The organism is Amycolatopsis sp. NPDC058340 (assembly GCF_042723975.1).
In the GTDB taxonomy this organism is placed as follows: Bacteria; Actinomycetota; Actinomycetes; order Mycobacteriales; family Pseudonocardiaceae; genus Amycolatopsis.
The window spans coordinates 39,578-64,115 of record NZ_JBHXIB010000021.1; the positions used below are offsets into that span (position 1 = coordinate 39,578).

Below are 24,538 nucleotides of genomic sequence, written 5' to 3' on the forward strand. Positions count from 1 at the left end.
GCACTCCGAGGAGGTGCCCGATGCATCATGACCTTCCCGGAGGTCGGCGCGAGGAGGCCGACCCTTCAGAAACGACCGGAGCTGGAACCACGTCCGACGAGCAGGCACGTCAGATCCGCTTCCTCGAGGAGGAAGTCGCCCTGCTGCGCCGGAAGCTCACCGATTCCCCACGCCAGAACCGAGTGCTGGAGCAGCGGCTCGCCGAGGCGTCGGAACGAGTGAGCCAACTCACGGAACGCAACACGAAACTGGTCGAGACGCTCCGCGAGGCGCGTGGCCAGTTGCTCGCGTTGCGGGAGGAGGTCGACAGGCTGGCCCAGCCTCCGAGCGGTTACGGCGTGTTCGTCACCGCGTACGAGGACAACACGGTGGACGTGTTCACCGCGGGCCGCAAGATGCGGGTTTCGGTCTCACCCGCGGTCGAGGTCTCGTCGCTGCAGCGCGGACAGGCGTTGCGGCTCAACGAGGCGCTCACCGTCGTCGAAGGCGGTGACTTCGAGCGGATCGGCGAGGTCTGCGCGCTGCGCGAGGTGCTGGCCCCGGACGTCGAGGGCGGCAGCCCCCGTGCGCTCGTGGTCGGGCACGCGGACGAGGAGCGGGTCGTCCTGCTCTCCGATCCGCTGGCCGAACAGCCCCTCAAGCCGGGCGATTCCCTGCTGGTGGACTCGAAGGCCGGTTACGCCTACGAGCGCGTGCCGAAGGCGGAGGTCGAGGATCTCGTGCTGGAGGAGGTGCCCGACGTCCGGTACGAGGACATCGGTGGCCTCACCCGGCAGATCGAGCAGATCCGCGACGCCGTCGAGCTTCCGTTCCTGCACGCCGATCTGTACCAGGAGTACCAGCTGCGCCCGCCGAAGGGCGTGCTGCTCTACGGGCCTCCTGGCTGCGGAAAGACCCTCATCGCCAAGGCGGTGGCCAACTCGCTCGCCAAGAAGGTCGCGGAAGCCCGCGGCGACTCGGCGGACGGGAAGTCCTACTTCCTGAACATCAAGGGTCCGGAACTGCTGAACAAGTTCGTCGGGGAGACCGAGCGGCATATCCGCCTGATCTTCCAGCGGGCTCGGGAAAAGGCCTCCGAAGGCACCCCGGTGATCGTGTTCTTCGACGAGATGGACTCGATCTTCCGCACCCGCGGTTCGGGCGTGTCCTCCGACGTGGAGACCACGATCGTCCCGCAGCTGCTTTCCGAGATCGACGGTGTCGAGGGCCTGGAGAACGTCATCGTCATCGGCGCCTCCAACCGCGAGGACATGATCGACCCGGCGATCCTGCGGCCGGGCCGGCTCGACGTCAAGATCAAGATCGAGCGTCCGGACGCCGAAGGCGCGAAGGACATCTTCTCCAAGTACCTGTCCGACGGTCTCCCGATCCACGCGGACGACCTCGCCGAGTTCGGCGGGGACGTGAAGGCGACCTTCGACGCGATGATCCAGCACACCGTCGAGCGGATGTACGAGGAGACGGACGAGAACCGGTTCCTCGAGGTCACCTACGCCAACGGTGACAAGGAAGTCCTGTACTTCCGTGACTTCAACTCGGGCGCGATGATCCAGAACATCGTGGACCGGGCGAAGAAGTCGGCCATCAAGTCGGTGCTGGAGACCAAGCAGCCCGGCCTGCGCGTGCAGCATCTGCTGGACGCGATCGTCGACGAGTTCGCGGAGAACGAGGACCTGCCCAACACCACCAACCCGGACGACTGGGCCCGGATCTCCGGTAAGAAGGGCGAGCGGATCGTCTACATCCGCACGCTCGTCACCGGCAAGAACCAGGATTCGGGGCGGGCGATAGACACCGCCACGAACACCGGTCAGTACCTGTAAAGCACGAGCGGAAGGGGCCCTTCACCGCAGGTTGCGGTGAAGGGCCCCCTTCGCGTCACACGGCTACGGGTTCCTCGGCCTTCTTACGCGGGCTCAGCCGCCCGTGCGCGGCCAGGATGCCCAGAACGACGAGCAGCGCGCCGACGGGCTGGTTCCACGCCAGGGGTTCGTCGAGCACGAGAACACCGAGCAGTACACCCACAACGGGTGTGAGGTAGGTCACTGCCGACGCGTTCGACGCTCCCCACGCCGCGATGATCGACGCGTTCCAGGCGTAGGCCAGCCCGGTGCCGAGCGCCCCGAGCGCGATCATGCTGAGCACGATCGGCGTGTCGAGACGCACCGGCGTCGTCGCGATGAACGGAGCCAGCGCCAGCATCACGACGGCGCCACAGCAGACCTGTCCCAATGCGATGGTCGGCGCGTCGAGGTTCCGCCACGAGATGAACCGTCGCACGTAGACGAACGAGATCCCGTAGCAGGTCGTCGCGCCCAGGCAGGCCAGCTGCGCGGTCAGCTCGTGGGACACGTCGATCCCTTGCCAGACCCCGACGATGGTGAGCACGCCGAGGAAGCCGAGGACCAGCCCGGTCGTTCGGGCCGTGGTGAACCGTTCCGACGGCAGGGCCGCGGCGGCGATGAGCATGGTGATCAGCGGTGTCGTCGCGTTGAAGATACTGGCGAGCCCGGAGGAGATGTACTGCTCGGCCCAGGAGAACAACAGGAACGGGATGACGCACAGCAGCACGGAAACGACCGCGAGATGCCCCCAGAGCGCCGGATCGCGGGGGAGTGGCTTACGGCGCCACGCGGCGATGGCGATCAGTGCGACGGCGCCGAGGCAGACGCGCGAGAGCGCCACCTGGGCCGGCGACAGGCCGGTGAGACCGACCTTGATGAACAGAAAACTCGCACCCCATACGATCGCGAGCGCCGCGAACCGGATCGCGATACTGAAACGTCCCAATTGTCCTTCTCCTGATTCCGCAAGTCCGCGCCCAGTGAATCCCGGCATCCCCCTTGCGCTCCAGCGGTTTTCGGACGATGTGTCCGACGCCTCCCGCGTGGCGCTCGCCCGAACCGGCCGTATAACGACCTATACTTCCGGGCTGTGAGCGAATCCTCCGGGCGCCCGCGCGCGCCGATCACCGAAGCCGATGTCCTGGCCTGGCTGGAAACGACGGCCGCCGCCGTCGGGTCGGGCGAGGTGAGCGCCCCCGAACTGATCGAGCTGCTGGGCGAGTTGCGCCGCGCCTCCGCGGCCTGCGCCGACGCCTCCGACTGGGCGCTGCTCGCCGCGAGGGAGGAGGGCGCCAGCCTCCGTCAGATCGCGCCGGTGTTCGGCAAGGGTTACGTTCGGGCCCCGGCGGCCCGCCTCGAAAAGCTGCACCGGCAGGCACAGAATTCGAGCCAGTGGCTCGCGATCCTCCGGCACAAGAACGAAGGAGCCCGGTGACGGACACGGAAATCCCCGTCGGCGACCGGATCGCCGTCGGGCTGGCGGCACTCGGCAGGCCCGCGTACATCAACCTCGGCCGGGCCGAGGCGCTGCCTCCCGGGCGCGGGTTCGAGGCGATGCGCGCGGCGACCTACGACGTGCTGGACGACGCGTACGCCGCGGGCGTCCGCTGGATCGACGTCGCCCGTTCGTATGGTTCTTCTGAGGAGTTCTTGGCCGGATGGCTCGCCGACCGCGGCCACGCGGACGTGACGGTGTCGAGCAAATGGGGCTACCGCTACGTGGGGGAGTGGAAGCTCGACGCGGCGGTGCACGAGGTCAAGGAGCACACCGCGGCGCGATTCGCCGAACAGTGGGCGGAAACCGTTGACCTGCTGGGGAAGGCGGTCTCGCTCTACCAGGTCCACTCGCTCACTGTGGACAGTCCGCTGTTCACCGACGACCGGCTGATCGGCGCGCTCGCCGAACTCGCCGCAGGCGGTGTCCCGGTGGGATTCTCCACGTCCGGGCCAGCCCAGGCGGACGCGGTGCGGCGGGCGTTCGAGCTGGAGGTGGCCGGAACTCCGGTCTTCAGTGCCGTGCAGTCGACGTGGAACCTGCTCGAACCGTCCGTCGGCCCGGCGCTCGCGGAAGCGCACGCCGCCGGGAAACGGGTGCTGGTCAAGGAAACCGTCGCGAACGGACGGCTGGTGGTCGAGCCGCCGCCCGCGCTCGCGCGGATCGCGCGGGAGCACGGCGCGGGTCCGGACGCGGTGGCCGTCGCGGCGGTGCTGGCGCAGGACTGGCGTCCGATCGCGGTCATCGGCCCTTCGAGCACCGCTCAGCTCACGGAGAATCTCGTTGCCGCGAAGGTGAAACTCACCGAGGACGAACTCGCGGAGCTGGCCGCGCTCGCGGAGGAACCGGTCGCCTACTGGCGGCACCGATCCTGCCTCGGCTGGCATTGAGGGGCTGGACTAGTCTCGCGGCAAACGTCAGGCGGAAGCCGGGAGGGCTCGAGGGTGCGTCATCGGCAGGTGCTCGCGGTGGCGACGGTCGCGCTGTTCGGTCTGTCGGGATGCGCCGACCGTCCCAACGACCTCGACACCTACTACGACGACCCGACCCCGACGCCGACGGTCGAGCCCGCACAGCCTTCGGTCAAGCCGCAGGCCAACCCGGTTCCGCCGCCGTCGACCCAGGCTCCCGTCCCCGCGGCCGTCTCCGCCGCGCTGCTGACCGACGAGGACGTCGCCGAGGAAGAGGTCGTTCCCGGTGAGGGCAAGGTGTCCGGCTGTCTGACCGGTCTCACCCGCGGCACGAGCCGTTCGGCGTCGTGGTCGTACCCGAGCGGCTCGACGCTGGAACACCAGGTCACCGAGTACACCGACCGTGACGCTTCGGACGTCGTCACCCAGGCGGACTGCGACGGCAGGAAACTCACCCTGACGAAGCAGACCGGCGTCGAGGTCCAGCGCGCCTGGTGCGAGGGCACGACGTGCACGGTGTTGCTCGCCAAGGGGAAGCTCGTCTCCGCCCTCAGCGTGACCGCCGGAACCGAAGCGCGGGCGACGGACGCGGCGAAGCGGTTGTTGCCGATCGTCGCGCAGCGGCTCCGTTCGGCTTAGCGGGCGTTCTCCCGCCGGAACCACTCCAGCGCACCGAGACGGCCGTCCGGTACGAACGCGCTCGCGGGATCGTCGAGCCATGAACGCAATTCGTCGAGGGTCAGCCACCGTCCTTCGACGACTTCCGACGGCTGATGGACGAACGGGCCGTCCCAGCGCGCCTCGAAGGCGAAGTTGTGGCAGCGGATCGTGCCCTGGTCGTAGACATGGGTGAAAAGCGGCCGTAGTTCCACTCCGTGAACACCCAGTTCTTCGGCCAGTTCCCGGCGCGCGCACTCTTCGGGGGTCTCGCCCGCCGCGACGACGCCGCCCGCCCAGCAGTCCCATGTGGAGGGATAGACGTCCTTCGTGGGTGTGCGCAGGTGCACGTAGACGGAGTTCCCGTCACCCGAACGGACCAACACCACGCCCGCCGCGTGCCAGAGTCCCTCGGCGCGGACCCGGGAGCGTGTCGCCGCTCCCACCGCGGTTCCGCCGAGGTCATAGAGCGCAACGAGTTCGTCACTGCCTGACATGGGGGGCATCGTCGCACGCCCCCGACCCCGTAGGGTGGTGGGTATGCGGCGGATCATGGGAACCGAAGTCGAGTACGGCATCGCGGTGCCGGGCGACGCGACGGCGAACCCGGTACTCACCTCGACCCAGGTCGTGCTCGCCTACGCGGCCGCGGCGGACATCCCGCGGGCGAGGCGGGCACGGTGGGACTACGAGGTGGAATCGCCCCTGCGCGACGCCCGCGGGTTCGACCTGACCGGCCCGAGCGGCCCAGGGCACGACCCGGACGTCGAGGACCTCGGCGCGGCGAACGTGATCCTGACCAACGGGGCGCGGCTGTACGTCGACCACGCTCACCCGGAGTACTCGGCGCCCGAGGTGACGAACGCGCGCGACGCGGTCATCTGGGACAAGGCGGGCGAACGGGTCATGGAGGAGGCGGCGCGCAAGGCGGCCACCGTCCCCGGGCAGCCCCCGTTGCAGCTGTACAAGAACAACGTCGACGGCAAGGGCGCGAGCTACGGCACGCACGAGAACTACCTGATGCAGCGGTCGACCCCGTTCACCGCGGTGATCGGGGGTCTGACGCCGTTCTTCGTCTCCCGTCAGGTGATCACGGGTTCCGGCCGGGTCGGCGTCGGGCAGCAGAGCGAGGAAGCGGGTTTCCAGCTCTCGCAGCGGTCCGACTACATCGAGGTCGAGGTCGGCCTGGAGACGACGCTCAAACGCGGCATCATCAACACCCGCGACGAGCCGCACGCCGACGCGGACAAGTACCGCCGTCTCCACGTCATCATCGGCGACGCGAACCTGGCCGAGTACTCGACGTATCTCAAGGTCGGCACGACGGCGCTGGTGCTCGACCTGATCGAGGCGGGTATCCGGTTCGACGACCTGAAGCTGGACGAGCCGGTGCGCGCCGTGCACCAGATCAGCCACGACCCCACGCTGAAGGCGAAGGTCTCGCTGGCCAACGGGCGCAAGTACACCGGGCTGGACCTCCAGTTCGCCTACCACGAGATCGCGTCGGCGAACCTGGAGCGCACGGGCGCGGACGAGGCATCCAAGGAGGTCCTGCGGGTCTGGGGCGAGATCCTCGACGCGCTGGCGCGGGACCCCCAGGAATGCGCGGACAGGCTGGACTGGCCGGCGAAGCTGCGGTTGCTCGAGGGCTACCGCGCGCGGGACCAGCTGGCCTGGGGCGCGCCGCGGTTGCGGCTGGTCGACCTGCAGTACTCGGATGTCCGGCTGGACAAGGGCCTGTACAACAGGCTCGTCACCAGGGGCTCGATGAAACGCCTGGTGACCGAGGAGGAGGTGCTGGAGGCGGTCACGACCCCGCCTTCGGACACCAGGGCCTATTTCCGGGGCCGCACGCTGGAGAAGTACGCCAACTCCATCGCCGCGGCGTCGTGGGATTCGGTCATCTTCGACGTCGGCAGGGAATCGCTGGTGCGGATCCCGACGTTGGAGCCGTTGCGGGGCACGAAGGCCCATGTGGGGAAGTTGCTGGACGACTCCGCGACCGCCGAGGAGCTGGTGGAGGCGCTCACCGGTTCGGACTAGCGGGATTTCCTTTCATCGGGGTTAAGCGATCACGGATCCCACGGAATGTCGGGACCGCTGGGTAGGCTAGGAAACATCGGCCACACCGGGAGGCGAGATGGCTCAGGAAAAGATCGAGAAGCACGGCGGAGGCGACTCGGACGAAGAGTTCGAGGGCGGCGGTCCGGCGGGCCAGGAGCGGCGCGAGAAGCTCGGTGAGGACGTCGACACGATCCTCGACGAGATCGACGACGTGCTCGAGGAGAACGCCGAGGACTTCGTGCGCGCGTACGTGCAAAAGGGCGGCGAGTAGCTCGTTTCCCGGCGGCCCCTGGCCGGGGCCGCCTGTGCGGAGCCGGCGGATCACACAGATTGGAACTTTGAGCACGTATGGAACACACCTCGGGTAAGTCGGCGCTGCCCGCCGCGTACTTCTCGTCGGCGACCTCGTCGTTCTCGGACTTCCTCCGGGCGCAGGCGCCCGAGCTGCTCCCGGAGCGGCGGGTCGCGACGGGCGCGGGCGGGCTGGACGCGCCGCACGGCACGACGATCGTCGCGGTCAAATTCGCGGGCGGGGTGCTGATCGCCGGTGACCGGCGGGCGACGTCGGGCAACCTGATCGCCTCACGCGACATGGAGAAGGTCCACGTCACCGACGAGTACTCGGCGGTGGGCATCGCGGGTTCGGCCGGGCTGGCGATCGAGATGGTGCGGCTGTACGCGGTCGAACTGGCGCACTACGAGAAGATCGAGGGCGTTTCGCTCTCGCTCGACGGCAAGACGAACAAGCTCGCCGGACTGGTGAAGTCCAACCTCGAGATGGCGATGGCCGGGCTGGCCGTGCTGCCGCTGTTCGTCGGGTACGACCTCGACGCCGAGGACGCGAAGCACGCGGGCCGCATCGTCTCGTACGACGCGACGGGCGGGCGCTACGAGGAGAACGCCGGTTACCACGCCATCGGCTCGGGTTCGTTGTTCGCCAAGGGCTCGCTGAAGAAGCTGTACGACCCCGACGCGGACGCCGAAGCCGCGATCCGGACGGCGGTGGAGGCGCTGTACGACGCGGCGGACGACGACACCGCGACCGGCGGGCCGGATCTGGTGCGCCGGATCTTCCCGACGATCGTGACGGTCACCGCGGAGCAGGGTTCCGTGGCGTTGCCGCTCGAGCAGACGACGGCGGTCGCCGAGGCGGTCGTCGCCGCGCGAGCCGAGCGCGGGCGCTGACCGTACTCCCTGTCCCTTCCCGATGAGAGCCCGAAAGAGCGGAGCACCACAGTGACGATGCCGTTGTACGCCTCTCCCGAGCAGCTGATGCGGGAGCGTTCCGAGATCGCGCGCAAGGGCATCGCGCGTGGCCGGAGCGTGGTCGTGCTCAAGTACCGCGGTGGCGTGCTGTTCGTGGCCGAGAACCCCTCGGCGACGTTGCACAAGGTGTCGGAGATCTACGACCGGATCGGTTTCGCGGCCGTCGGCCGCTACAGCGAGTTCGAGAACCTCCGTGTCGCCGGTATCCGGCACGCGGACCTGAAGGGCTACCAGTACGACCGGCGGGACGTCAGCGCGCGTGCGCTGGCGAACGCGTATGCCGCGACGCTGGGCAGCATCTTCACCGAGCAGCTGAAGCCGTTCGAGGTCGAGGTCTGTGTCGCCGAGGTCGGCGCGACCGCCGCCGAGGACCAGCTGTACCGGTTGACCTACGACGGTTCGATCTTCGACGAGCCGAATTTCGTCGTGATGGGCGGTCAGGCCGACACGCTCGGCACGAAGCTGAAGGAGAGCTTCGAGCCGGACCTGGAACTGGGCGCCGTGCTCGGTGTCGCGGTGAAGGCGTTGCGGGACAACACCCCCACGCCCGCGAACGGCGACTCGGACCCGGTGAAGCTCGAAGTCGCCGTCCTGGAGCGGGAGCGGCGCGGCCGCAAGTTCCGCCGGGTCGCCGGTGCGGCGCTGGACGCGCTGCTGCCCGCCGAGCCGGAAGAGCCGAAGAAGGACGACGCCGAGGGCGACAAGCCCGAAGGTGAGTCCAAGAAGGACTGAAGCCTCTCGATACGTGAAGGCCCCCTTCACCGCGCTGGACGCGGTGAAGGGGGCCTTCACGTACTTCGGACGATCGCTGTACACAGTGGACGGCCGCGAGGCAAACGTGTCGTGCTGCGAGGCGGAGACCAACCTGCAGGGCCAACCGTCCGCAAGGGACGCTGAGGCTCGCCTGATGCCCGATTCGAGCGCTTTGCGCGGCGGTCGTGAGTGGCAATGATCGTTCTAACCCTCATCGCCACTCACGACCCCCATGCGGGTCAGGCTGACAGTCAGTCCGGAACCACGCCAAGTCCCAAGTCCGTGAGGGCCTCCTTCCCTACCTTGAGAGTAGGGAAGGAGGCCCTCACGGAGCGGTCAGCCGGGATCAGGCGGGGGTGTCGCCCCACCACTGGCTGCGGCCACCGGCGATGAAGCTCCACAGCTGGAGCCGCGTGCCGTTGGTGGACGAGTTGCCCTCAGCGGTCAGGTAGCGGCCGCTGGCCGGGCTCTGGAAGCGGACGTAACCCTCGGGGTTGACGGTGCCGGCCCACCACTGGTTCTTGGCACCGGCGATGAAGTCCCAGAGCTGGACGATGGTGCCGTTCTTGGTGATGCTGTTGAGATCCGCGTCCAGGTAGCGGCCGCTGGCCACGTTCTGGAAGCGGGAGTAGCCCTCGGGGTTGTCGGTGATGTAGAACGCCTGGTGGTCCGCGTTCAGGTTGCAGTCCCAGAGCTGCATCTTGGTGCCGTTGCGGTTGATGGTGTTGAGGTCGGCGTCCCAGCACTTGTTCGGGTTGAGCCCGGACGGGATGAGGTACATGTCCGCGTCGGCGACACCCGCGGCCTGCGTGCGCGCGCCGGTCGAGGTGCGCTTGACCGGGATGAGCTTGATGCCGTGCACCGAGACCGTGTTGAACCCCTCGCCGGTGGGCTTCGGGGCCGCGGTCGCGGCCGGAGCGGTGACCAGGGTCAGGACACCCGCGGCCGCGGCGATGATTCCCGCCAGGCGCTTCATTTTCGTCATTTTCTTTCCCCTTTTGGAAAGCGTTTTCTCCCAGTGAGGTGAAGGGGAACGGCAGAAGACGACGGGCCGCGACGAAACGCGGCCCGTTGGCCAAGCCGGTGAATCCCCCTCGTGGAAGGTCCGCGTAAACCCCCGAGAAGCGGGCCTTCTCCGAACATCATTCAGGTCTGAACCACGGCCGTCGAGGAGATTTCCGATAGCGGCAATAAGGCTGTTCAGCGATGTAACGGAATGGTGCGCCTCGCGATCTCACGGCGACGACTCCGATCAAGGCGAGGACATATCCGTGCGCATCGAGCTGACGTTGCAGGACCTGACGCGCGTTCGGCTCGCGCCCGAAGCCGATCCCTTGGCCGAGCTGGTTTCGAGCCTGCAGATCCTGCAACGGCGCGACGCGGGCTCGGCGTTGTTCAACCGCTGGCGGCACCGGGTCCGGCTCGGCTTGGCGGAGTCGGCTTCGGTGCTGCTGTGGCTGTGCCGTCCCTATGCGCCGATTCCGGCGTTCCTCGTGCCGGGTGTGGACGAAAGTGGTTTGGAGGCGGGCCTCGCGGAGGTCGCCCGCACCGACTCGGTGAGCTTGAAATCGGCGTTGCGGGATTTCCCGGTGAACCGGGAACTGCCGTCGTGGGCGGCGGGATTGCCGGATGGCGACACGGCCGGGCTGCCAAAACTCGTCCAGGCGATGCAGGACTACTTCGAACTGTCGCTGGCGCCCGGTTGGGAGCCGGCGCGGGCGCAGGTCGACGCGGACCGGGGAATGCGCGCGCAGCTGCTCCTGCACGACGGGGTGGACGCGATGCTCACGAGCCTGCGGCCGCTGGTGCGCTGGTCTTCGCCGGTGCTGGAGGTCGGCGACGGGATCGTCGGTTCCCGCGGTGCGGACGGCGCCGGGCTGATCATCTCGCCGACGTACTTCGCGGTGTGCCCGGTGATCGTCCCGGCGGCGGGGCGGGCACCGGTTCGGCTGCTCTACCCCTCGGTGCGGCAGGCCGCCCCGTCGACCGGATACGGCCGCGACGTGCGGAGATCGCCGGACACCGCCCTCGCCGACCTGCTGGGCCCGACCCGGGCGGCGACGCTGGCGGTCCTGGCGGTCGGCTGCAGCACTTCGGAGCTTGCCGCCCGCCTGGGCGTGACCCCGTCGGCGGCGAGCAAGCACGCCGCCGTGTTGCGGCGCGCGGGGCTGATCACCACCGAACGGGACCGCAACGCCGTGCTGCACTCGCTGACGCCGTTGGGCACCGCGCTCCTGGGCTCCTAGAGCCGGTAGATGGTGAGCGCGCTGGGCCGCGACCGGAAGAGGAAGTCGTTGCCGAGCGGGCCGACCTCGCCGTCGGTGGCGACCCGGCGGTTGCCGTTGAGCAGCCGGACGTGCAGCTCCGGGACATCGAGCTCTTGGTAGACGTGGCTGGCGTTCAGGCTGTTCGTGATCGTGGCGAGGATGAACCGCGCCCGCGAATACGGCACGTCGGCGCGCAGGTAGCGCACGTCGAGAAGGCCGGTGTCGAGGGCCGGGCGGCGCGAGGGCGCGAACCCCTTCGGCGAGTAGGTGCCGTTGCCGACGAACAGCAGCCAGATGCTGGTGTGCTTGCCGTTGAGGGTCACTTCCAGCGGCTTCGCGCGCCGGAGGGTGCGGGCGAGCGCGATCGCCGCGGACGGCCATTTCGGATGCCGCTTCTGCAGCCTTTCCCGGATCCGGACCATCTCCGGGTAGCCGCCGAGGCTGGCGGTGTTGACGAAATAGCGGTGGTCGTCGTCGTGGTTGATCTCGACCTCGCCGAGGTCGACTCCGACGGCGTTGCCCGCCTCGGTCGCGGCGTCCGCGTCGGGCATCGAGCGCATGCCGACGTCGCGGGCGAAGTGGTTGAGGGTGCCCGCCGGGATGAGCGCCAGCGGCAGATCGTGGTCGGCCGCGACCGCGGCGACCGCGGCCACGGTCCCGTCACCACCGGCGACACCGAGCGCGCGCACGGTGTTGTCACGGGCGGCGATCTCGTCGCAGAGCTGATCGCGCAGGTCCCGTTTCGCGTCCGGGTACAGGATGGTGGCCTTGGGCCAGGCGAAGCGGGCTTCCTCGGTCGGGTCCTGGCCGTCGATCCCGGAATGCGGGTTGACCAGGACGAGCATGTCCTCGCCGTCACGCATCTCGGGCGCCTCGGCGGTGTGCGCGGTGCGGCCGGGGACGTCGTCGTTCAGCGGCCACCAGTGCCGCGTCAGCAGGCCCGCGCCGACGCCGATGCCGATCCCCACCCCGACGTCACTGGGCCAGTGGACGCCCGTGTGGATCCGGGAATAGGCGACCGCGGCGGCCAGCGGCACCAGTGCGGCGCCCGCCTTGGGCGATTCCATCGCGACGGCCGTGACGAAGGCGGCCGCCGACGCCGAGTGTCCGGACGGGAACGACGACGAGGTCGGCCGCCGGACGAGGCGCCGGTGCATCGGCACCTGCTCGGCCGCGGGGCGGCGGCGCGGGAACAGCGGCTTGCCGATCAGGTTCGCCGCCGCGCTCGCCCCGGCGATGGCGGCCACGCCGCGGAGCGCACCCCGGCGCGTCGGGCCCTTCTTCGCCGCGAGAGCGATCGCGACACACCACCAGAGCTTGGACTTGTCCGCACTTTTGGAGAGTGAGGTGATCACCTCGTCGGCCCTGGTCCTCGGCAGGGCCGCACTCCGTGCCATCAGCCGCCGATCGGTCCGTCCGACCTTGCGGAAAGGGCGCTTGAGCTGCTTTAACACGGGTTCCCCACTTCCGGGCCATGACGTCATGCGCGTGATACCCGATCGGGACTTCCCGCACACCTTTCACCGAATGCAACGTACCGACCGCGTGTCGCCGCCCGAACGGCGCACCGTCAGTGGGTCCTCACCGCCTACTCTGGTGGGATGCAGCGGCGGATCTTTGGCATCGAGACCGAGTACGGGGTCACGTGCACCTTTCACGGGCAACGCAGGCTCTCCCCGGACGAGGTGGCGCGTTACCTGTTTCGGCGTGTCGTGTCCTGGGGACGTTCGTCGAACGTCTTCCTGTCGAACGGCTCGCGGCTCTACCTCGACGTGGGCTCGCACCCTGAGTACGCGACGGCCGAATGCGACGACCTGGTCCAGCTCGTCACACACGACAAGGCCGGTGAGCGCATCCTCGAGGACCTCCTGGTCGACGCGGAGCGGCGGCTGGCGGACGAGGGCATCGGCGGCGACATCTTCCTGTTCAAGAACAACACCGACTCGGCGGGCAACTCCTACGGTTGTCACGAGAACTACCTGGTGACCCGTGCCGGTGAGTTCTCCCGGATCGCCGACGTGCTGCTGCCGTTCCTGGTGACCCGGCAGCTGATCTGCGGCGCGGGCAAGGTGCTGCAGACGCCGCGCGGCGCGGTGTACTGCCTGTCCCAGCGTGCGGAACACATCTGGGAAGGCGTCTCCAGCGCCACCACGCGTTCGCGGCCGATCATCAACACCCGCGACGAGCCGCACGCCGACGCGGAGCGCTACCGGCGCCTGCACGTGATCGTCGGCGACTCGAACATGGCCGAGCCGACCACCATGCTCAAGGCGGGCTCGGCGAACCTGGTGCTGGAGATGATCGAGGCGGGCGTCCAGTTCCGCGACTTCACCCTCGACAACCCGATAAGGGCCATCCGCGAGATCAGCCACGACCTCACCGGCCGCCGCCAGGTGCGGCTCGCCGGCGGCCGCGAGGCTTCGGCACTGGACATCCAGCGCGAGTACCACGCCCGCGCCGTCCAGCACGTCAAGGAGACGGGTTCGTCGCCGCAGTCCGAGCGCGTCGTCGAACTGTGGGGCCGGGCGCTGGAGGCGGTCGAGCAGCAGGACTTCAGCAAGATCGACACCGAGATCGACTGGGCGATCAAGCACCGGCTGGTCGAGCGCTACCGCAACAAGCACGACCTCGACCTGTCGAGCCCGCGGATCGCCCAGCTCGATCTGGCCTATCACGACATCCGGCGTGGCCGCGGCATCTTCGACCTGCTGCAGCGGAAGGGCCTCGTGCGGCGGGTCACCGACGACGGCGAGATCGAGCTGGCCAAGGACACCCCGCCGCAGACCACGCGGGCGAAGCTGCGCGGTGATTTCATCGCCGCCGCGCAGGCCGCCGGGCGTGACTTCACCGTGGACTGGGTGCACCTCAAGCTGAACGACCAGGCGCAGCGGACCGTGCTGTGCAAGGACCCGTTCCGCTCGGTGGACGAACGCGTCGAGAGGCTCATCAGCTCGCTCTGAATTACTCCGTGAAGGCCATCTGGGAGGGTGCTGCGCGCTCTAAGGTGGCCTTCACGGATCTTCGAGGGAGAGGTGCGCCGATGCGCCGTGCGTTGCTGGTCCTGCTGGGAGCGGTCGTCCCGCTGGCGTTCACCGGCGTCGCGCACGCCGCGCCGGAGTGTCCCGATCCCGTGTGGGTGGAGACACCGACGGGCACGGACGCCCAGCTTCGCGGTCTCTCCGCCGTGGATTCCCGTACGGCGTGGGTCAGCGGCAGCAGGGGCACCATCCTGCGCACCACCGACCGGGGTCGCACCTGGAAACCCGTCGCCCCGGCGGGCACCGAGGCGCTCGACTTCCGCGACATCGAGGCCTTCGACGCCGATCACGCGGTCGCCCTCTCGATCGGGCCCGGTGACACGTCCCGGATCTACCGCACGGACGACGGCGGTGCGAGCTGGCGACTGTCCTTCCAGAACAGCGATCCTGCCGCCTTCTACGACTGCGTCGCGTTCTTCGACCACCGACGGGGCCTCGCGATGAGCGATCCGGTGGACGGCAAGTTCCGGCTCCAGTCCACTTCGGACGGCGGCCGCACGTGGAAGCCCGTACCCGCCGAGGGGATGGTCCCCGCGCTCGACGGTGAGTTCGGCTTCGCGGCCAGCGGTCAGTGCCTCACGACGTCGGGTCCGCGTGATGCCTGGATCGCCACCGGCGGCGGGGCCCGCGCGCGCGTCCTGCACTCCGGCGACGGTGGGACGACCTGGGAGGCGGCCGACACCCCGTTGCCCAGTGGCGCTTCCGCCGGCGTCTTTTCGGTGACCTTCCGGGATCCGCGGCACGGCGTGGCCATCGGTGGCGACTACGCGGCGCCGAACGCGTCCGGCCCGGCGGTCGCGCTCAGCGCGGACAAGGGCCGCACCTGGCGGACGCCGTCCGAGGCACCGGTCGGCTACCGCTCGGGCCTGGCGTGGCTGGGGAACACGGTGCTCGCCGTCGGCCCCGGCGGGAGCGACCTGAGCCCGGACGGCGGACGGCATTGGAAGTCGTTCGACACCGGATCGCTGGACTCCGTCGACTGCGCTCGCGGCGCTTGCTGGGGGAGCGGGGCGAAGGGACGGGCCGCTCGCCTCGGCACGGCCTGAGCGCCGGGGCTTCAGGGTTGCGAAAGCCACTTTCGCAACCTTCAACGTTGTGAAAGTGGCTTTCGCAACGGTCGTCGGAGGTCGGGAGCGGGCTAAGGGCCGGGCCGCTCGGCTCGGCACGGCCTAAGCTCGAAGGACTATGACCGCACAGGCCGAACCAGTCCCGGAGACCACCGATCATCTGGTCGAGGTGTTGAAGGCGCTCGCCAACCCGATCCGGCTTCAGGTGCTCGGGTGGCTGCGCGAGCCGGACCGGCATTTCCCGCCGGAGAAGGCGATCGCCGACCAGAACGAGGTCGGCGTCTGCGTCAGTCATCTCCAGGCCAAGCTGGGGCTCGCGCAGTCCACGGTGTCCGCGTACATGGCGTTGCTGCAGCGCGCCGGGCTCGTCGAGTCCACGCGGGTGGGGAAGTGGACGCACTACCGCCGCGACGAGCAGCGGATCGCGCAGCTCGTCGACCTGCTGGGACGCTCCATCTGAACTTGCCGGGAGTAACATATCGAGAATCTGCGATACTTCGATATGTTGGACTCGACCTGAGGAGAGACAGATGGAACTGGGGCGTTTCGGGATCTGGACGTTCGACTTCGAGGATCAGCCCGCGAGCATGCTGCGAGATTCGGTGCGGGAACTGGAAGAGCTCGGCTGGCCCGCGATCTGGATCCCGGAACGGGACGGACGCGAAGCGCTGACCCACGCCGGATTCCTGCTCGCGTCCACCGAGCGCATGACCGTGGTCAACGGGATCGCGCGGATCGGCTCCCGCGGCGCGCGCTGGACCCATGGTGCGGCGCTCCTGCTCGCCGACGCGTATCCGGGCAGGCATGTTCTGGGGCTCGGCTTCGGTGGCGCGCAGCCGGGCGTCAAGCCGCTGGACGCGATGAGCGAGTACCTCGACGAACTCGACGCCGTCACCAGCTCGAACCCGTTGCCCGCCGCGCCGATCCAGCGGCTGCTCGCGGCGTACGGGCCGAAGATGCTCGGCCTGGCCCGCGACCGGTCCGAGGGGGCACACACCTACCACGTGACGGTCGAGCACACCGCGCAGGCGAGGGAAGTGCTGGGGGAGAAGGCCTTCCTCGGCGTCGAGCACGCCGTGCTGTTCGAAACCGACCCGGGCAAGGCGCGCGAGATCGCCCGCGAACACCTGCACGTGTACCTGACGTCGGAGTACAACGTGGCCAAGTATCGCCGTCTCGGCTACACCGAAGCCGACATCGACGGTGGCCGCGGCAGCGACCGGCTCGTCGACGACCTCGTGTTCTGGGGCGACCTCGACACCATCGTCGCGAAACTGCGCGGGCATCTCGACGCCGGCGCCGACCATGTGGGCATCCAGGTGATCGGTGTCGAGCGCGGCGAGTCGGCCATGCCGCACTGGCGGCGGCTGGCCGAGTCGCTGCCGCCGCACTAGCGGACCTGGCCGGTCGGGCGGACCACGATCTCGTTGACGTCGACCGAGGGCGGTTGCTCCAGTGCGTAGAGCACCGCCCTCGCGATGTCGTCGGGGTCCAGTTTCGGCTTGGACTTCGAGTCCTCGGGGATCATCGAGGTGTCGACCAGTCCTGGCTGCACGACGGTGACCCGGACGCCGGTGCCGACGGCCTCCTCGCGGATGGAGCCGGCGAGCCCGGTCACCGCCCATTTCGTCGCCGAGTAGAGGTTCCCCGGCCGGTGGTAACGGCCGGCGACCGAGCCGGTGAGCACGAGGTGGCCCTTCGATGCCGCGAGCGACGGCAGGGTCGCCCGCGCGGTGAGGGCGGTGCCGTAGACGTTCGTCAGCACCATGTCCCGCCACTGCTCGGGGTCCGCGCCGCCGTCGCCGAAGAACGAGACGACGACGCTCTGCCCCGCGTTGGCGAACACGGCGTCCAGCCCGCCGAAGGTGTCCTTCACCGTCTCGACGGCCGCGGACAGCGAACCCCAGTCGGTGACGTCGGCCGCGAGCGCGAGGGCGCGACCCTCGCCGAATTCGGCGACGAGCGGGAGCAGGGCCTCGCGGTCGCGGGCGACCAGCGCCAGCCGGAAACCGGCGGCCGCGGCGCGGCGTGCGGTGGCTTCGCCGAGACCGCGGGAGGCGCCGGTGATCAGCAGTACTCGATCGTTCATGCCTCCAAACTAGGCGGCGTGTAGGTGTCCCACTCCGGCACCGGCTCGCCGAGGAGCGCGGCCTCCAGCCGGTCGAGGTAGAAGTGCCAGCCCTTGAGGATGTCCGAGGTGTCCCAGTCGGGCCGGGGCATCCGGTGCACGAAGTCGAGCACCGTTCCGTCGCCGTGCGGGGTCAGGGTCAGCTCCACCCGCCAAGTGGGCTCGCCGGTGTTGTGCAGATCCATGGCAAGGCGTTTCGGCGGATCGCATTCGCGGATGACGGCGGGCCCCGGCTCGGCACCTTCCTCGGCGGTCATCGTCAGCATGATCGTGTTGCCGACCCCGGGTTCACCCGTCCAGGTTCCGATCCAGCGGGCCGTGCGGTCGGATTCGGTGAGCGCCGACCAGACGTCTTCGATCGGGTCCGGGTACTCGCGCCGGAGTTCGAGCCGGGTCTCGTCGTTGTCCATATTGCGAAGATAACCCTGAGCTTAATTAAGCGTCAACTTATGAGCACCAGTCGTCCGCGGAGACCGCCGGCCGCGAGGCGTTCATGGGCTTTCACCGCCTCGCCCAACGGCAGGGTGTCCGCGACCCGCAGGGCGAGCGTGCCGTCGTCGACCTGGGCGACCAGTCCGGCGAGCGCGGCGGCGTCGGCGTGGACCCAGACGTGGTCGACCTCGATACCGCGCAGGGGGAGCGGGGCGACGCCGGCCGCGAACACGATGAACCGGCCGCGATTCGCCACGGCGTCCAGGGCTTCGAGTCCGAGCAAGGCCGTGTCGAGTGCCGCATCGACGCCGCCGGGGACGACCGACCGCACGCGATCGGCGAGGAAATCCCCACGGGGCACGAAGAGCTCGGCACCGAACCCTCGGACCACTGCTTCGTCGGCGGTGTCGGCGACCGCGACCACCCGGAAACCGCGCGCCTCGGCCAAGGCGACCGCGTAGCCGCCGACAGCCCCCGCGGCACCGGTCACCAGGACCGTCGCTCCCGGCGGGAGGTCGAGAAGGTCGAGCGCCTGGACCGCGGTGAGACCGTTCAACGGCAGGGTCGCGGCCTCCGCGGGAGACGCCATCCGTGGTGCGGCGGCGAGCGCGTCCACATCGAGGACGACGAACTCGGCGTATGTGCCGAGCGCCGCCGACGGCCGGTCCCGCACGCCGATCACGCCGTCACCCGTGGCGAAGCCGGTGACGCCGTCACCCACGGCGTCGACCGTCCCCGCCACGTCCCAGCCGATCCCGAGCACCTCACACGGCGGGACGATCCCCGCCTCGGTCAGGAAACCCGACCGGGTCCCGGCGTCGACCGGGTTTACCCCGGCCGCCGCCACCTTCACCCGTACCTGACCGGGGCCCGGCTCGGGGACCGGGACTTCGGCGAACTCCAGGACTTCCGGACCGCCGAACCGGCGGACCACCACTGCACGCATCGTTCTCCTCCAAGGGGATCGTTCCCCGCGAACGTATGGGGAGTTACTCTCCATCGGGAAGTACGCACCTCGAGGTGCCCAACCCACGCGGAGGTACGCGCACCGTGGTCACGCGCACGGCACAGGAACGCCGGAACGAGGAGAAACGGGCCTACGACGCCTATCTCGCGGCCTGTCCCGCCCGGAAACTGCTCGACGAGGTCTCGGGCAAATGGGTCAGCCTCGTCCTCGTGGCGCTCGGCGACGGGCCTCAGCGCTACAGCGACCTCTCCCGCCGGATCGCCGGTGTCAGCCAGAAGATGCTCACGCAGACGCTGCGGACACTGGAGCGGGACGGCCTGCTGACCCGCACCGTCACCGCGTGCGTGCCGGTGCGGGTGGACTACGAACTGACCGAGCTCGGCCGGAGTCTCCGGCAGCTCCTGGCCGGGATCAAGGATTGGGCTGAGACCCGGTTCGACGAGGTGGAGACCGCCAGGGATCGTTACGACGCGCGATCGGCGGCTCTCACCATCGGGTCGGACGGCGCGGGCTAGGGTAGCCGGGTGTCCACCGCACGCGCCGAACGTCTGGTCAACCTGGTTCTCGCCCTCCTGTCCACCCGGCAGTACCTCACCGCCGAGCGGATCCGGGGCATCGTGCCCGGGTACGCCGACGCGGCCAGCGACGAGGCGTACTTCCGCATGTTCGAGCGCGACAAGACCGAACTGCGCGAGCTCGGCATCCCGCTGGAGACCGGCCGCAACTCGGCGTTCGACGCGATCGACGGCTACCGCATCGCGCGCCGCGACTACGAGCTCGGCGAGATCGACCTCGCGCCCGACGAGGCGACCGCGGTCGGGCTCGCCGTCCGGCTGTGGGATTCCCCGGAACTGACCGGCGAGGCCCAAGGCGCGCTGGTGAAACTCCGCGCCGCCGGGGTCGAGGTCGACGACCACGCCCCGACCGTCGTCGAGCCACGTGTGCGGGCCGAGCCGGCGTTCGGGCCGCTGCTGGCCGCCGTCCAAGCCGGACAGGCGGTGCGTTTCGAGTACCGCCGCAGTGGTTCGGCCGAGCGCAAGATCCGCACCCTCGAACCGTGGGGCGTGGTGTCGTGGAAGGGCCGCTGGTACGTGGTGGGGCATGACCGGGACCGTGGCGCGTCCCGCTGCTTCCGCCTTTCGCGCGTGACCGGGAAGGTCGACGCCTTCGGGGAAACCGGCGTCGTCGAACGCCCGGAAGGGGTCAACCTGCTGAAGATGGTGTCCGCGAGCAGCGGTGAGGATCCGTCCGCCCCGACCACCGCCAGTGTCTGGGTCGCCGACGGCAGGGCCGCCGGGGTCCGCCGTCGCGGCCGGGTGGTCGGCCGCAGCGACGCGGGGGGAGAAGAAGGCGACCTCGTGGAGATCGAGCTGTACTACCCGGAATCCGCCGCGGACTGGCTCACCGCCCACGGCCCGGACATCCTCGTCCTCGAACCCGAGGTCCTCGCGAAGTCGGTCTTCAGCCGTCTCGAAGCCATCGCGCACGCCGGTGGTGCCCGATGAGCACCACCGGACGGATGCCGCGCCTGCTCGCGCTCGTGCCGTATCTCCTCGCCCGGCCCGGGATCAAGATCGACGACGCCGCCCACGACTTCGACGTCACGCCCAAGCAGCTGCGCAAGGACCTCGAACTGCTGTGGATGTGCGGGCTGCCCGGCTACGGCCCCGGCGACCTGATCGACCTCTCCTTCGAGGGCGACACCATCGTCGTCACGCACGACGCCGGGATGAACCGCCCGCTGCGGCTCACCGGCGGTGAGGCGACGGCCATGCTCGTCGCGCTGCGAGCCTTGGCCGAGACGCCCGGAGTGGTCGACGCCGACGCGGTCCGCCGCGCCATCGCGAAGATCGAGGCCGCCGCGGGTCAGGCGCAGCCGTCGGGGATCGTCGTCGGCGGGGGAGTGCGCGAAGGCAAGAAGACCGCCGGAACGCGCGAAGCGGTCCGGTCCGCTCTCACCGCGAAGCGCGCGTTGCGAATCCGGTACTACACCGCGTCGAAGGACGAGATCACCGAACGCACCGTCGATCCCATGCGGCTGCTCATCGTCCAGGCGGTCGGTTACCTCGAAGCGTGGTGCCGCCGCGCCGAGGGCGTCCGGTTGTTCCGGCTCGACCGCATCGACGAGCTGACCGTGCTCGACGAACCCGCCGTCCCGCCGGCGCACGCCCAGCCCACTGACATTTCCGATGGTGTTTTCCGGCCGCGTCCCGACCAGCAGGAAGCCGTCCTGGTCCTCGATCCCGACACACGCTGGGTAGCCGAGTATTACCCCTGCGAGGAGCTCGACGAGCTCGACGGCGGTCGGCTGCGCATCCGGATGCGCTACGCGGACGAGTCCTGGATGGTCCGGCTTATCCTCGGCCTCGGCGGAGACGCGCAGGTCGAAAGCCCGGCCGCGCTCGGGGAGGCGGTTCGTCGACGAGCGGCCGACGCGCTGGCCCGGGCTCGTCACCTAACGTCAACCTACGAGCAGTAGGGTGACGCCGTGTCGTACCTGCCGAGCATCGCGCTCGCCGTCGCCGGGCTGATCCTGCTCTTTGTTCTGCTAATCAAATTACGCAGAGTCTTGCGCGTGCTCACCCATACGATAAGCATGGTGGCTACGAACACCCGAAAACGGACAGGGCTCCTTCGTGCCAGGTCGGCCGCGCTCCGCGTGGCGATCGCGCAACGGCGTGGGCTCGAAGACCGGTAACATCACATACGAGAGACTCGAGAAGGAGGCCGCAAACGATGAACGCGCTGCAGCCGTGGCACATCATCATCCTGGTGCTCGTCGTTGTCCTGCTGTTCGGCGCCAAGAGGCTTCCGGACGCCGCGCGGTCCATCGGCAAGTCCATGAAGATCTTCAAGGCCGAGACCAAGGACATGGCCGGGGACAAGGACAAGGCCGCCGAGACCGAAGAGGTCGACACCAAGCAGCTGCCGCAGGCCGCCACGCCCGCGCCCGCCGCGACCGCGCAGGACAAGCAGGTCGCCGACCTCCAGCGCCAGCTCGACGAGCTCAAGAAGCAGCAGGCCGCCACGCCCGCTCCGGCCGAGCAGGCGCAGAAGAACGCCAGCTGAGCGCTCTTCCAGTAAGCCCAGCGGAGCCTGTTCGCGGATGAGCGCGCCGAAGTCGCGGCGCGCTCATGGTGGACCCTGACGAGAACGGACTGTCCAGTGGCGGATTCCGCCTCCGGTGAGGAGCGCCGCGGCACGAAGCGGCGCAAGCGCAGCCGTCGGAGCAACCCCGACGGCACGATGACGCTCATCGAGCACATCTACGAGTTCCGCCGCCGCCTGGGCTTCGCGCTGCTCGCCATCCTGGCGGGCGGGATCATCGGCTTCCTCTGGTTCCAGACCAGGGTCGGCCCGATCCCGTCGCTCGGCGACATCATGACCGGCCCGTACTGCGGCATCCCTTGGGAGCGCAGGCTCGGAGCCAAACCGGATGGCCACTGTCAGCTGCTCCAGACGGTGCCGTTCGAAGCCTTCATGATCCAGCTGAAGGTCGGTCTCGCCGCGGGCGCGGTGCTGTTCGCGCCACTGTGGCTCTACCAGATCTGGGCGTTCATCGCGCCCGGCCTCTACTCGAAAGAGCGCAAGTACGCGCTCACCTTCGTCTTCTTCGCGTCGATCCTCTTCGCCTGCGGCGCGGTGCTCGCGTACCTGCTCATCCCGCACGCCCTCGAACTGCTGATGAACTTCGGTGGCGACCAGTTCATCACCGCCCTCACCGGCGACAAGTACATCTCGTTCATCCTGTCGCTGCTGCTGATCTTCGGTGTCAGCTTCGAACTCCCGCTGTTCGTGGTGATGCTGAACCGCGTCGGTGTCCTGAAGTACCAGACGCTGAAGAAGTGGCGCCGCGGCCTGATCATGGTCGTGTTCGTCTTCGCCGCCTTCGCGACGCCCGGCTCGGACCCGTTCTCGATGATCGCCCTGGCCGGAGCGCTGGTGGTGCTGCTGGAGCTCGCCATCCAGATCGCGCGCTTCCACGATCGCAAGCTCGACAAGGAACGCGGCACCGAGGGCTGGGACCAGCTCGCCGACGACGAGGCCGCCCCGTTCGACTACACGCCGAGCACGATCGACGAGGAGCCGTCGGCCGCCACGAACGGCAAGCGCACCAGCACCGACGACGTCACCTGAGCCGGGGATGCACGCGGCGCTGGCCGTCCACCCCGCCTCCGGTAACGGGGCCGCGGAACGGCTGATGGAGTCGGTCGCGGCGCGGCTACGGCCCGTCGTGGACCGGCTCGACGTCCTGGTGGCCCACACGGTCGAGGAATCCCGCGCGCTGATGACCGACTCGCGCGCGGCAGGGCTGGACGTCCTCGTCGTGCTCGGCGGTGACGGCGCGGCGCATCAGGGCGTGCAGTTCTGCGCCGAGTCCGGCGTCGCACTGGGACTCGTGCCCGCGGGCACCGGCAACGACTTCGCCAGGGCGCTCGGCATCCCCGAACGGCCGCACGCCGCCGCCGATCTCGTCGCCAGGCGGATCGCGGACGGGAAACGGCGGCGGGTCGACCTCGGCCGGGCCGGTGGCGAATGGTTCGCCACCGTGCTGTGCTCCGGCTTCGACGCGCTGGTCACCGAACGCGCCAACCGGCTGACCTGGCCGCGCGGCCCGCGCCGCTACGACGTCGCGATCCTGGCCGAACTCGCCGCGTTCCGGCCCCGGCCGGTGGTGCTTCGCACGGATGTCGAGACGCTCGAACTCGACGCCACCATGATCGCCGTCGGCAACACCCCGTACTACGGCGGCGGCATGCCGATCTGTCCTGGTGCCGATCCGGAGGATGGCCTGTTCGACGTCACCGTCGTGGGCAACGCGACCCGGCGTGACCTGCTCCGCATGTTGCCCGGGGTTCGGGCCGGGGAGCACATCGCGCATCCGGCGGTCCGGACCCTCAAAGCCAGTCAAATCCACCTCGCGGGCAGCGATCTGCCCGTCTACGCCGACGGTGAGCCGCTGGGCGGGCTGCCGATCGACGTCACCTGCGTCCCCGGAGCGCTCACCGTCGTCGGGTGAGCCCGGCGTAGTCGCCGGCCCGCCACACCTGCCCGCGGAACGTCGCGGCGGACATCAGGTCGCCGCGCGGGAAGAACACTCCGCCGCAGCGATGGCAGAACCACGCCTGGCGCCAGTACTCCAGCGCGTCCGGGATGCCGCGCCGGATCCGCGCGTTGCGCCGCGACCGGAGCACGAACAGCACGGCGAACAACGCGACCAGCGCGAAGGCGCCGAAGGGGAAGATCGACGCTCCGATGAACTGCGCGACCCTGCCGTCGGCGGTCGGCGCGACGTTCTCGTCCAGCACGTCGTCGGCGAAGGCGAGGAAGACGAACGCGGGGATCAGCAGCACGAGTGCGAGCGTCAGGAAGCATCCGCCGCCGCGGAGCACCGGATACGGGTTCAGTGACGCCGCGGTCGCGGTCACCGACACACCCGTATGCGTCGTCGCGGTGTAGACCACGCCGTCACCGGCCGGGACGGCCGTCATACCGCCTTGCACCCGGTAGGTCGTCTGCCCGCTCTGGAACACCGCCGGCACGCTCTGCACCTGGTCGACCTGCGCGCACTGCGGGCAAGCGAGCTCCATGGCGTCCCCTCTCGGTCACGAATCCGTCCCTTGGATGACCGAGGAGTGCGGGCCGTTC

28 protein-coding genes are annotated in these 24,538 nt (G+C 69.2%); 20 read left to right on the forward strand and 8 right to left on the reverse strand.

From position 1 onward, the window contains the following. Positions 1-20 precede the first annotated feature (20 nt). Positions 21-1,823, forward strand: coding sequence for a proteasome ATPase (gene arc / locus ACFWIW_RS23120; protein ID WP_037337492.1), 1,803 nt, complete (start codon positions 21-23; stop codon positions 1,821-1,823). A gap of 55 nt (positions 1,824-1,878) precedes the next feature. On the opposite strand, the gene ACFWIW_RS23125 is transcribed toward arc, so the two are convergent. Next, positions 1,879-2,790, reverse strand: coding sequence for a DMT family transporter (locus ACFWIW_RS23125; protein ID WP_378370330.1), 912 nt, complete (start codon positions 2,788-2,790; stop codon positions 1,879-1,881). A 144-nt stretch (positions 2,791-2,934) separates the two neighbouring features. Between ACFWIW_RS23125 and ACFWIW_RS23130 the strand changes: the two genes are divergently transcribed. From ACFWIW_RS23130 to ACFWIW_RS23140, 3 genes are read left to right on the forward strand one after another with little or no spacing between them, the layout of a single operon-like run. Continuing rightward, positions 2,935-3,279 (forward strand): hypothetical protein, encoded by a 345-nt coding sequence (locus ACFWIW_RS23130; RefSeq protein ID WP_378370331.1) that lies wholly within the window; start codon positions 2,935-2,937, stop codon positions 3,277-3,279. Beyond that, positions 3,276-4,229, forward strand: a complete 954-nt coding sequence (locus tag ACFWIW_RS23135; protein ID WP_378370332.1) for an aldo/keto reductase — start codon at positions 3,276-3,278, stop codon at positions 4,227-4,229. Before ACFWIW_RS23130 ends, ACFWIW_RS23135 begins: the two co-directional genes overlap by 4 nt. Positions 4,230-4,283: 54 nt before the next feature. Then, positions 4,284-4,889, forward strand: a complete 606-nt coding sequence (locus ACFWIW_RS23140) for a hypothetical protein (protein ID WP_378370333.1) — start codon at positions 4,284-4,286, stop codon at positions 4,887-4,889. Here ACFWIW_RS23140 and ACFWIW_RS23145 read toward each other — a convergent pair. Beyond that, positions 4,886-5,404, reverse strand: coding sequence for an NUDIX hydrolase (locus tag ACFWIW_RS23145; RefSeq protein WP_378370334.1), 519 nt, complete (start codon positions 5,402-5,404; stop codon positions 4,886-4,888). The genes ACFWIW_RS23140 and ACFWIW_RS23145 overlap by 4 nt on opposite strands. A 43-nt stretch (positions 5,405-5,447) precedes the next feature. Between ACFWIW_RS23145 and dop the strand changes: the two genes are divergently transcribed. The 4 genes from dop (at position 5,448) to prcA (ending at position 8,969) form a co-directional block, all read left to right on the forward strand. Then, entirely contained in the window at positions 5,448-6,950 is a 1,503-nt protein-coding gene (dop, locus tag ACFWIW_RS23150; protein WP_016334163.1) for a depupylase/deamidase Dop, read from the forward strand. Between the two features lie 97 nt (positions 6,951-7,047). Continuing rightward, positions 7,048-7,242, forward strand: a complete 195-nt coding sequence (locus ACFWIW_RS23155) for a ubiquitin-like protein Pup (RefSeq protein ID WP_005150863.1) — start codon at positions 7,048-7,050, stop codon at positions 7,240-7,242. Positions 7,243-7,319: 77 nt separating this feature from the next. Then, positions 7,320-8,156, forward strand: coding sequence for a proteasome subunit beta (prcB, locus tag ACFWIW_RS23160; protein WP_378370335.1), 837 nt, complete (start codon positions 7,320-7,322; stop codon positions 8,154-8,156). Positions 8,157-8,207: 51 nt separating this feature from the next. Further along, positions 8,208-8,969: a proteasome subunit alpha gene (gene prcA / locus ACFWIW_RS23165; RefSeq protein WP_378370336.1), complete on the forward strand. Its 762-nt coding sequence runs from the start codon at positions 8,208-8,210 to the stop codon at positions 8,967-8,969. Between the two features lie 367 nt (positions 8,970-9,336). Here prcA and ACFWIW_RS23170 read toward each other — a convergent pair whose 3' ends face one another. Then, positions 9,337-9,975, reverse strand: coding sequence for an RICIN domain-containing protein (locus ACFWIW_RS23170; RefSeq protein ID WP_378370337.1), 639 nt, complete (start codon positions 9,973-9,975; stop codon positions 9,337-9,339). 286 nt (positions 9,976-10,261) lie between these two features. Between ACFWIW_RS23170 and ACFWIW_RS23175 the strand changes: the two genes are divergently transcribed. Next, positions 10,262-11,236, forward strand: coding sequence for an ArsR/SmtB family transcription factor (locus ACFWIW_RS23175; protein ID WP_378370338.1), 975 nt, complete (start codon positions 10,262-10,264; stop codon positions 11,234-11,236). Here the strand turns inward: ACFWIW_RS23175 and ACFWIW_RS23180 are convergent. Then, the gene (locus tag ACFWIW_RS23180) at positions 11,233-12,711 is read right to left on the reverse strand and encodes a bifunctional phosphatase PAP2/diacylglycerol kinase family protein (RefSeq protein WP_378370339.1); all 1,479 of its coding nucleotides are present in this window, start codon (positions 12,709-12,711) and stop codon (positions 11,233-11,235) included. The genes ACFWIW_RS23175 and ACFWIW_RS23180 overlap by 4 nt on opposite strands. Before the next feature lie 147 nt (positions 12,712-12,858). Here ACFWIW_RS23180 and pafA point away from each other — a divergent pair, with 147 nt between their 5' ends. The 4 genes from pafA to ACFWIW_RS23200 all read left to right on the forward strand — a co-directional run bounded on the left by pafA (position 12,859) and on the right by ACFWIW_RS23200 (position 16,756). After that, on the forward strand, positions 12,859-14,217 hold the full coding sequence (gene pafA / locus ACFWIW_RS23185; protein WP_037337524.1) for a Pup--protein ligase: 1,359 nt from the start codon (positions 12,859-12,861) through the stop codon (positions 14,215-14,217). Between the two features lie 80 nt (positions 14,218-14,297). Next, positions 14,298-15,341, forward strand: coding sequence for a WD40/YVTN/BNR-like repeat-containing protein (locus ACFWIW_RS23190; protein WP_378370340.1), 1,044 nt, complete (start codon positions 14,298-14,300; stop codon positions 15,339-15,341). A gap of 139 nt (positions 15,342-15,480) precedes the next feature. Continuing rightward, positions 15,481-15,822 carry an ArsR/SmtB family transcription factor gene (locus tag ACFWIW_RS23195; protein ID WP_378370341.1) on the forward strand — a complete coding sequence of 114 codons (342 nt, stop codon included), beginning with the start codon at positions 15,481-15,483 and terminating at the stop codon, positions 15,820-15,822. Between the two features lie 70 nt (positions 15,823-15,892). Further along, on the forward strand, positions 15,893-16,756 hold the full coding sequence (locus ACFWIW_RS23200; RefSeq protein WP_378370342.1) for a TIGR03620 family F420-dependent LLM class oxidoreductase: 864 nt from the start codon (positions 15,893-15,895) through the stop codon (positions 16,754-16,756). On the opposite strand, the gene ACFWIW_RS23205 is transcribed toward ACFWIW_RS23200, so the two are convergent. From ACFWIW_RS23205 to ACFWIW_RS23215, 3 genes are read right to left on the reverse strand one after another with little or no spacing between them, the layout of a single operon-like run. Next, positions 16,753-17,451, reverse strand: a complete 699-nt coding sequence (locus ACFWIW_RS23205) for an SDR family oxidoreductase (RefSeq protein ID WP_378370343.1) — start codon at positions 17,449-17,451, stop codon at positions 16,753-16,755. The two genes, ACFWIW_RS23200 and ACFWIW_RS23205, sit on opposite strands and share 4 nt — an antisense overlap. Beyond that, positions 17,448-17,900 carry an SRPBCC family protein gene (locus ACFWIW_RS23210; protein ID WP_378370344.1) on the reverse strand — a complete coding sequence of 151 codons (453 nt, stop codon included), beginning with the start codon at positions 17,898-17,900 and terminating at the stop codon, positions 17,448-17,450. The genes ACFWIW_RS23205 and ACFWIW_RS23210 overlap by 4 nt, the downstream gene beginning before the upstream one ends. A gap of 32 nt (positions 17,901-17,932) precedes the next feature. Next, complete coding sequence (locus ACFWIW_RS23215; protein WP_378370345.1) at positions 17,933-18,868, reverse strand: NADP-dependent oxidoreductase; 936 nt, start codon at positions 18,866-18,868, stop codon at positions 17,933-17,935. Between the two features lie 104 nt (positions 18,869-18,972). On the opposite strand from ACFWIW_RS23215, the gene ACFWIW_RS23220 reads away from it, so the two are divergent. From ACFWIW_RS23220 to ACFWIW_RS23250, 7 genes are all read left to right on the forward strand, one after another. Then, the gene (locus ACFWIW_RS23220) at positions 18,973-19,404 is read left to right on the forward strand and encodes a winged helix-turn-helix transcriptional regulator (RefSeq protein ID WP_378370406.1); all 432 of its coding nucleotides are present in this window, start codon (positions 18,973-18,975) and stop codon (positions 19,402-19,404) included. A gap of 9 nt (positions 19,405-19,413) precedes the next feature. Then, positions 19,414-20,394: a helix-turn-helix transcriptional regulator gene (locus ACFWIW_RS23225; protein ID WP_378370346.1), complete on the forward strand. Its 981-nt coding sequence runs from the start codon at positions 19,414-19,416 to the stop codon at positions 20,392-20,394. Continuing rightward, positions 20,391-21,368, forward strand: a complete 978-nt coding sequence (locus ACFWIW_RS23230) for a helix-turn-helix transcriptional regulator (protein WP_378370347.1) — start codon at positions 20,391-20,393, stop codon at positions 21,366-21,368. The genes ACFWIW_RS23225 and ACFWIW_RS23230 overlap by 4 nt, the downstream gene beginning before the upstream one ends. A gap of 9 nt (positions 21,369-21,377) precedes the next feature. After that, positions 21,378-21,587, forward strand: a complete 210-nt coding sequence (locus tag ACFWIW_RS23235) for a bacteriophage holin (protein WP_378370348.1) — start codon at positions 21,378-21,380, stop codon at positions 21,585-21,587. Between the two features lie 38 nt (positions 21,588-21,625). Continuing rightward, a complete protein-coding gene (gene tatA, locus ACFWIW_RS23240; protein WP_378370349.1) occupies positions 21,626-21,958 on the forward strand; it encodes a Sec-independent protein translocase subunit TatA in 333 nt (110 codons plus the stop codon). 96 nt (positions 21,959-22,054) lie between these two features. After that, positions 22,055-23,026, forward strand: coding sequence for a twin-arginine translocase subunit TatC (tatC, locus tag ACFWIW_RS23245; RefSeq protein WP_378370350.1), 972 nt, complete (start codon positions 22,055-22,057; stop codon positions 23,024-23,026). Positions 23,027-23,033: 7 nt separating this feature from the next. Further along, positions 23,034-23,909, forward strand: coding sequence for a diacylglycerol/lipid kinase family protein (locus ACFWIW_RS23250; RefSeq protein ID WP_378370351.1), 876 nt, complete (start codon positions 23,034-23,036; stop codon positions 23,907-23,909). Here ACFWIW_RS23250 and ACFWIW_RS23255 read toward each other — a convergent pair. Then, entirely contained in the window at positions 23,893-24,480 is a 588-nt protein-coding gene (locus ACFWIW_RS23255) for a hypothetical protein (RefSeq protein ID WP_378370352.1), read from the reverse strand. The two genes, ACFWIW_RS23250 and ACFWIW_RS23255, sit on opposite strands and share 17 nt — an antisense overlap. Positions 24,481-24,538: the final 58 nt, after the last annotated feature.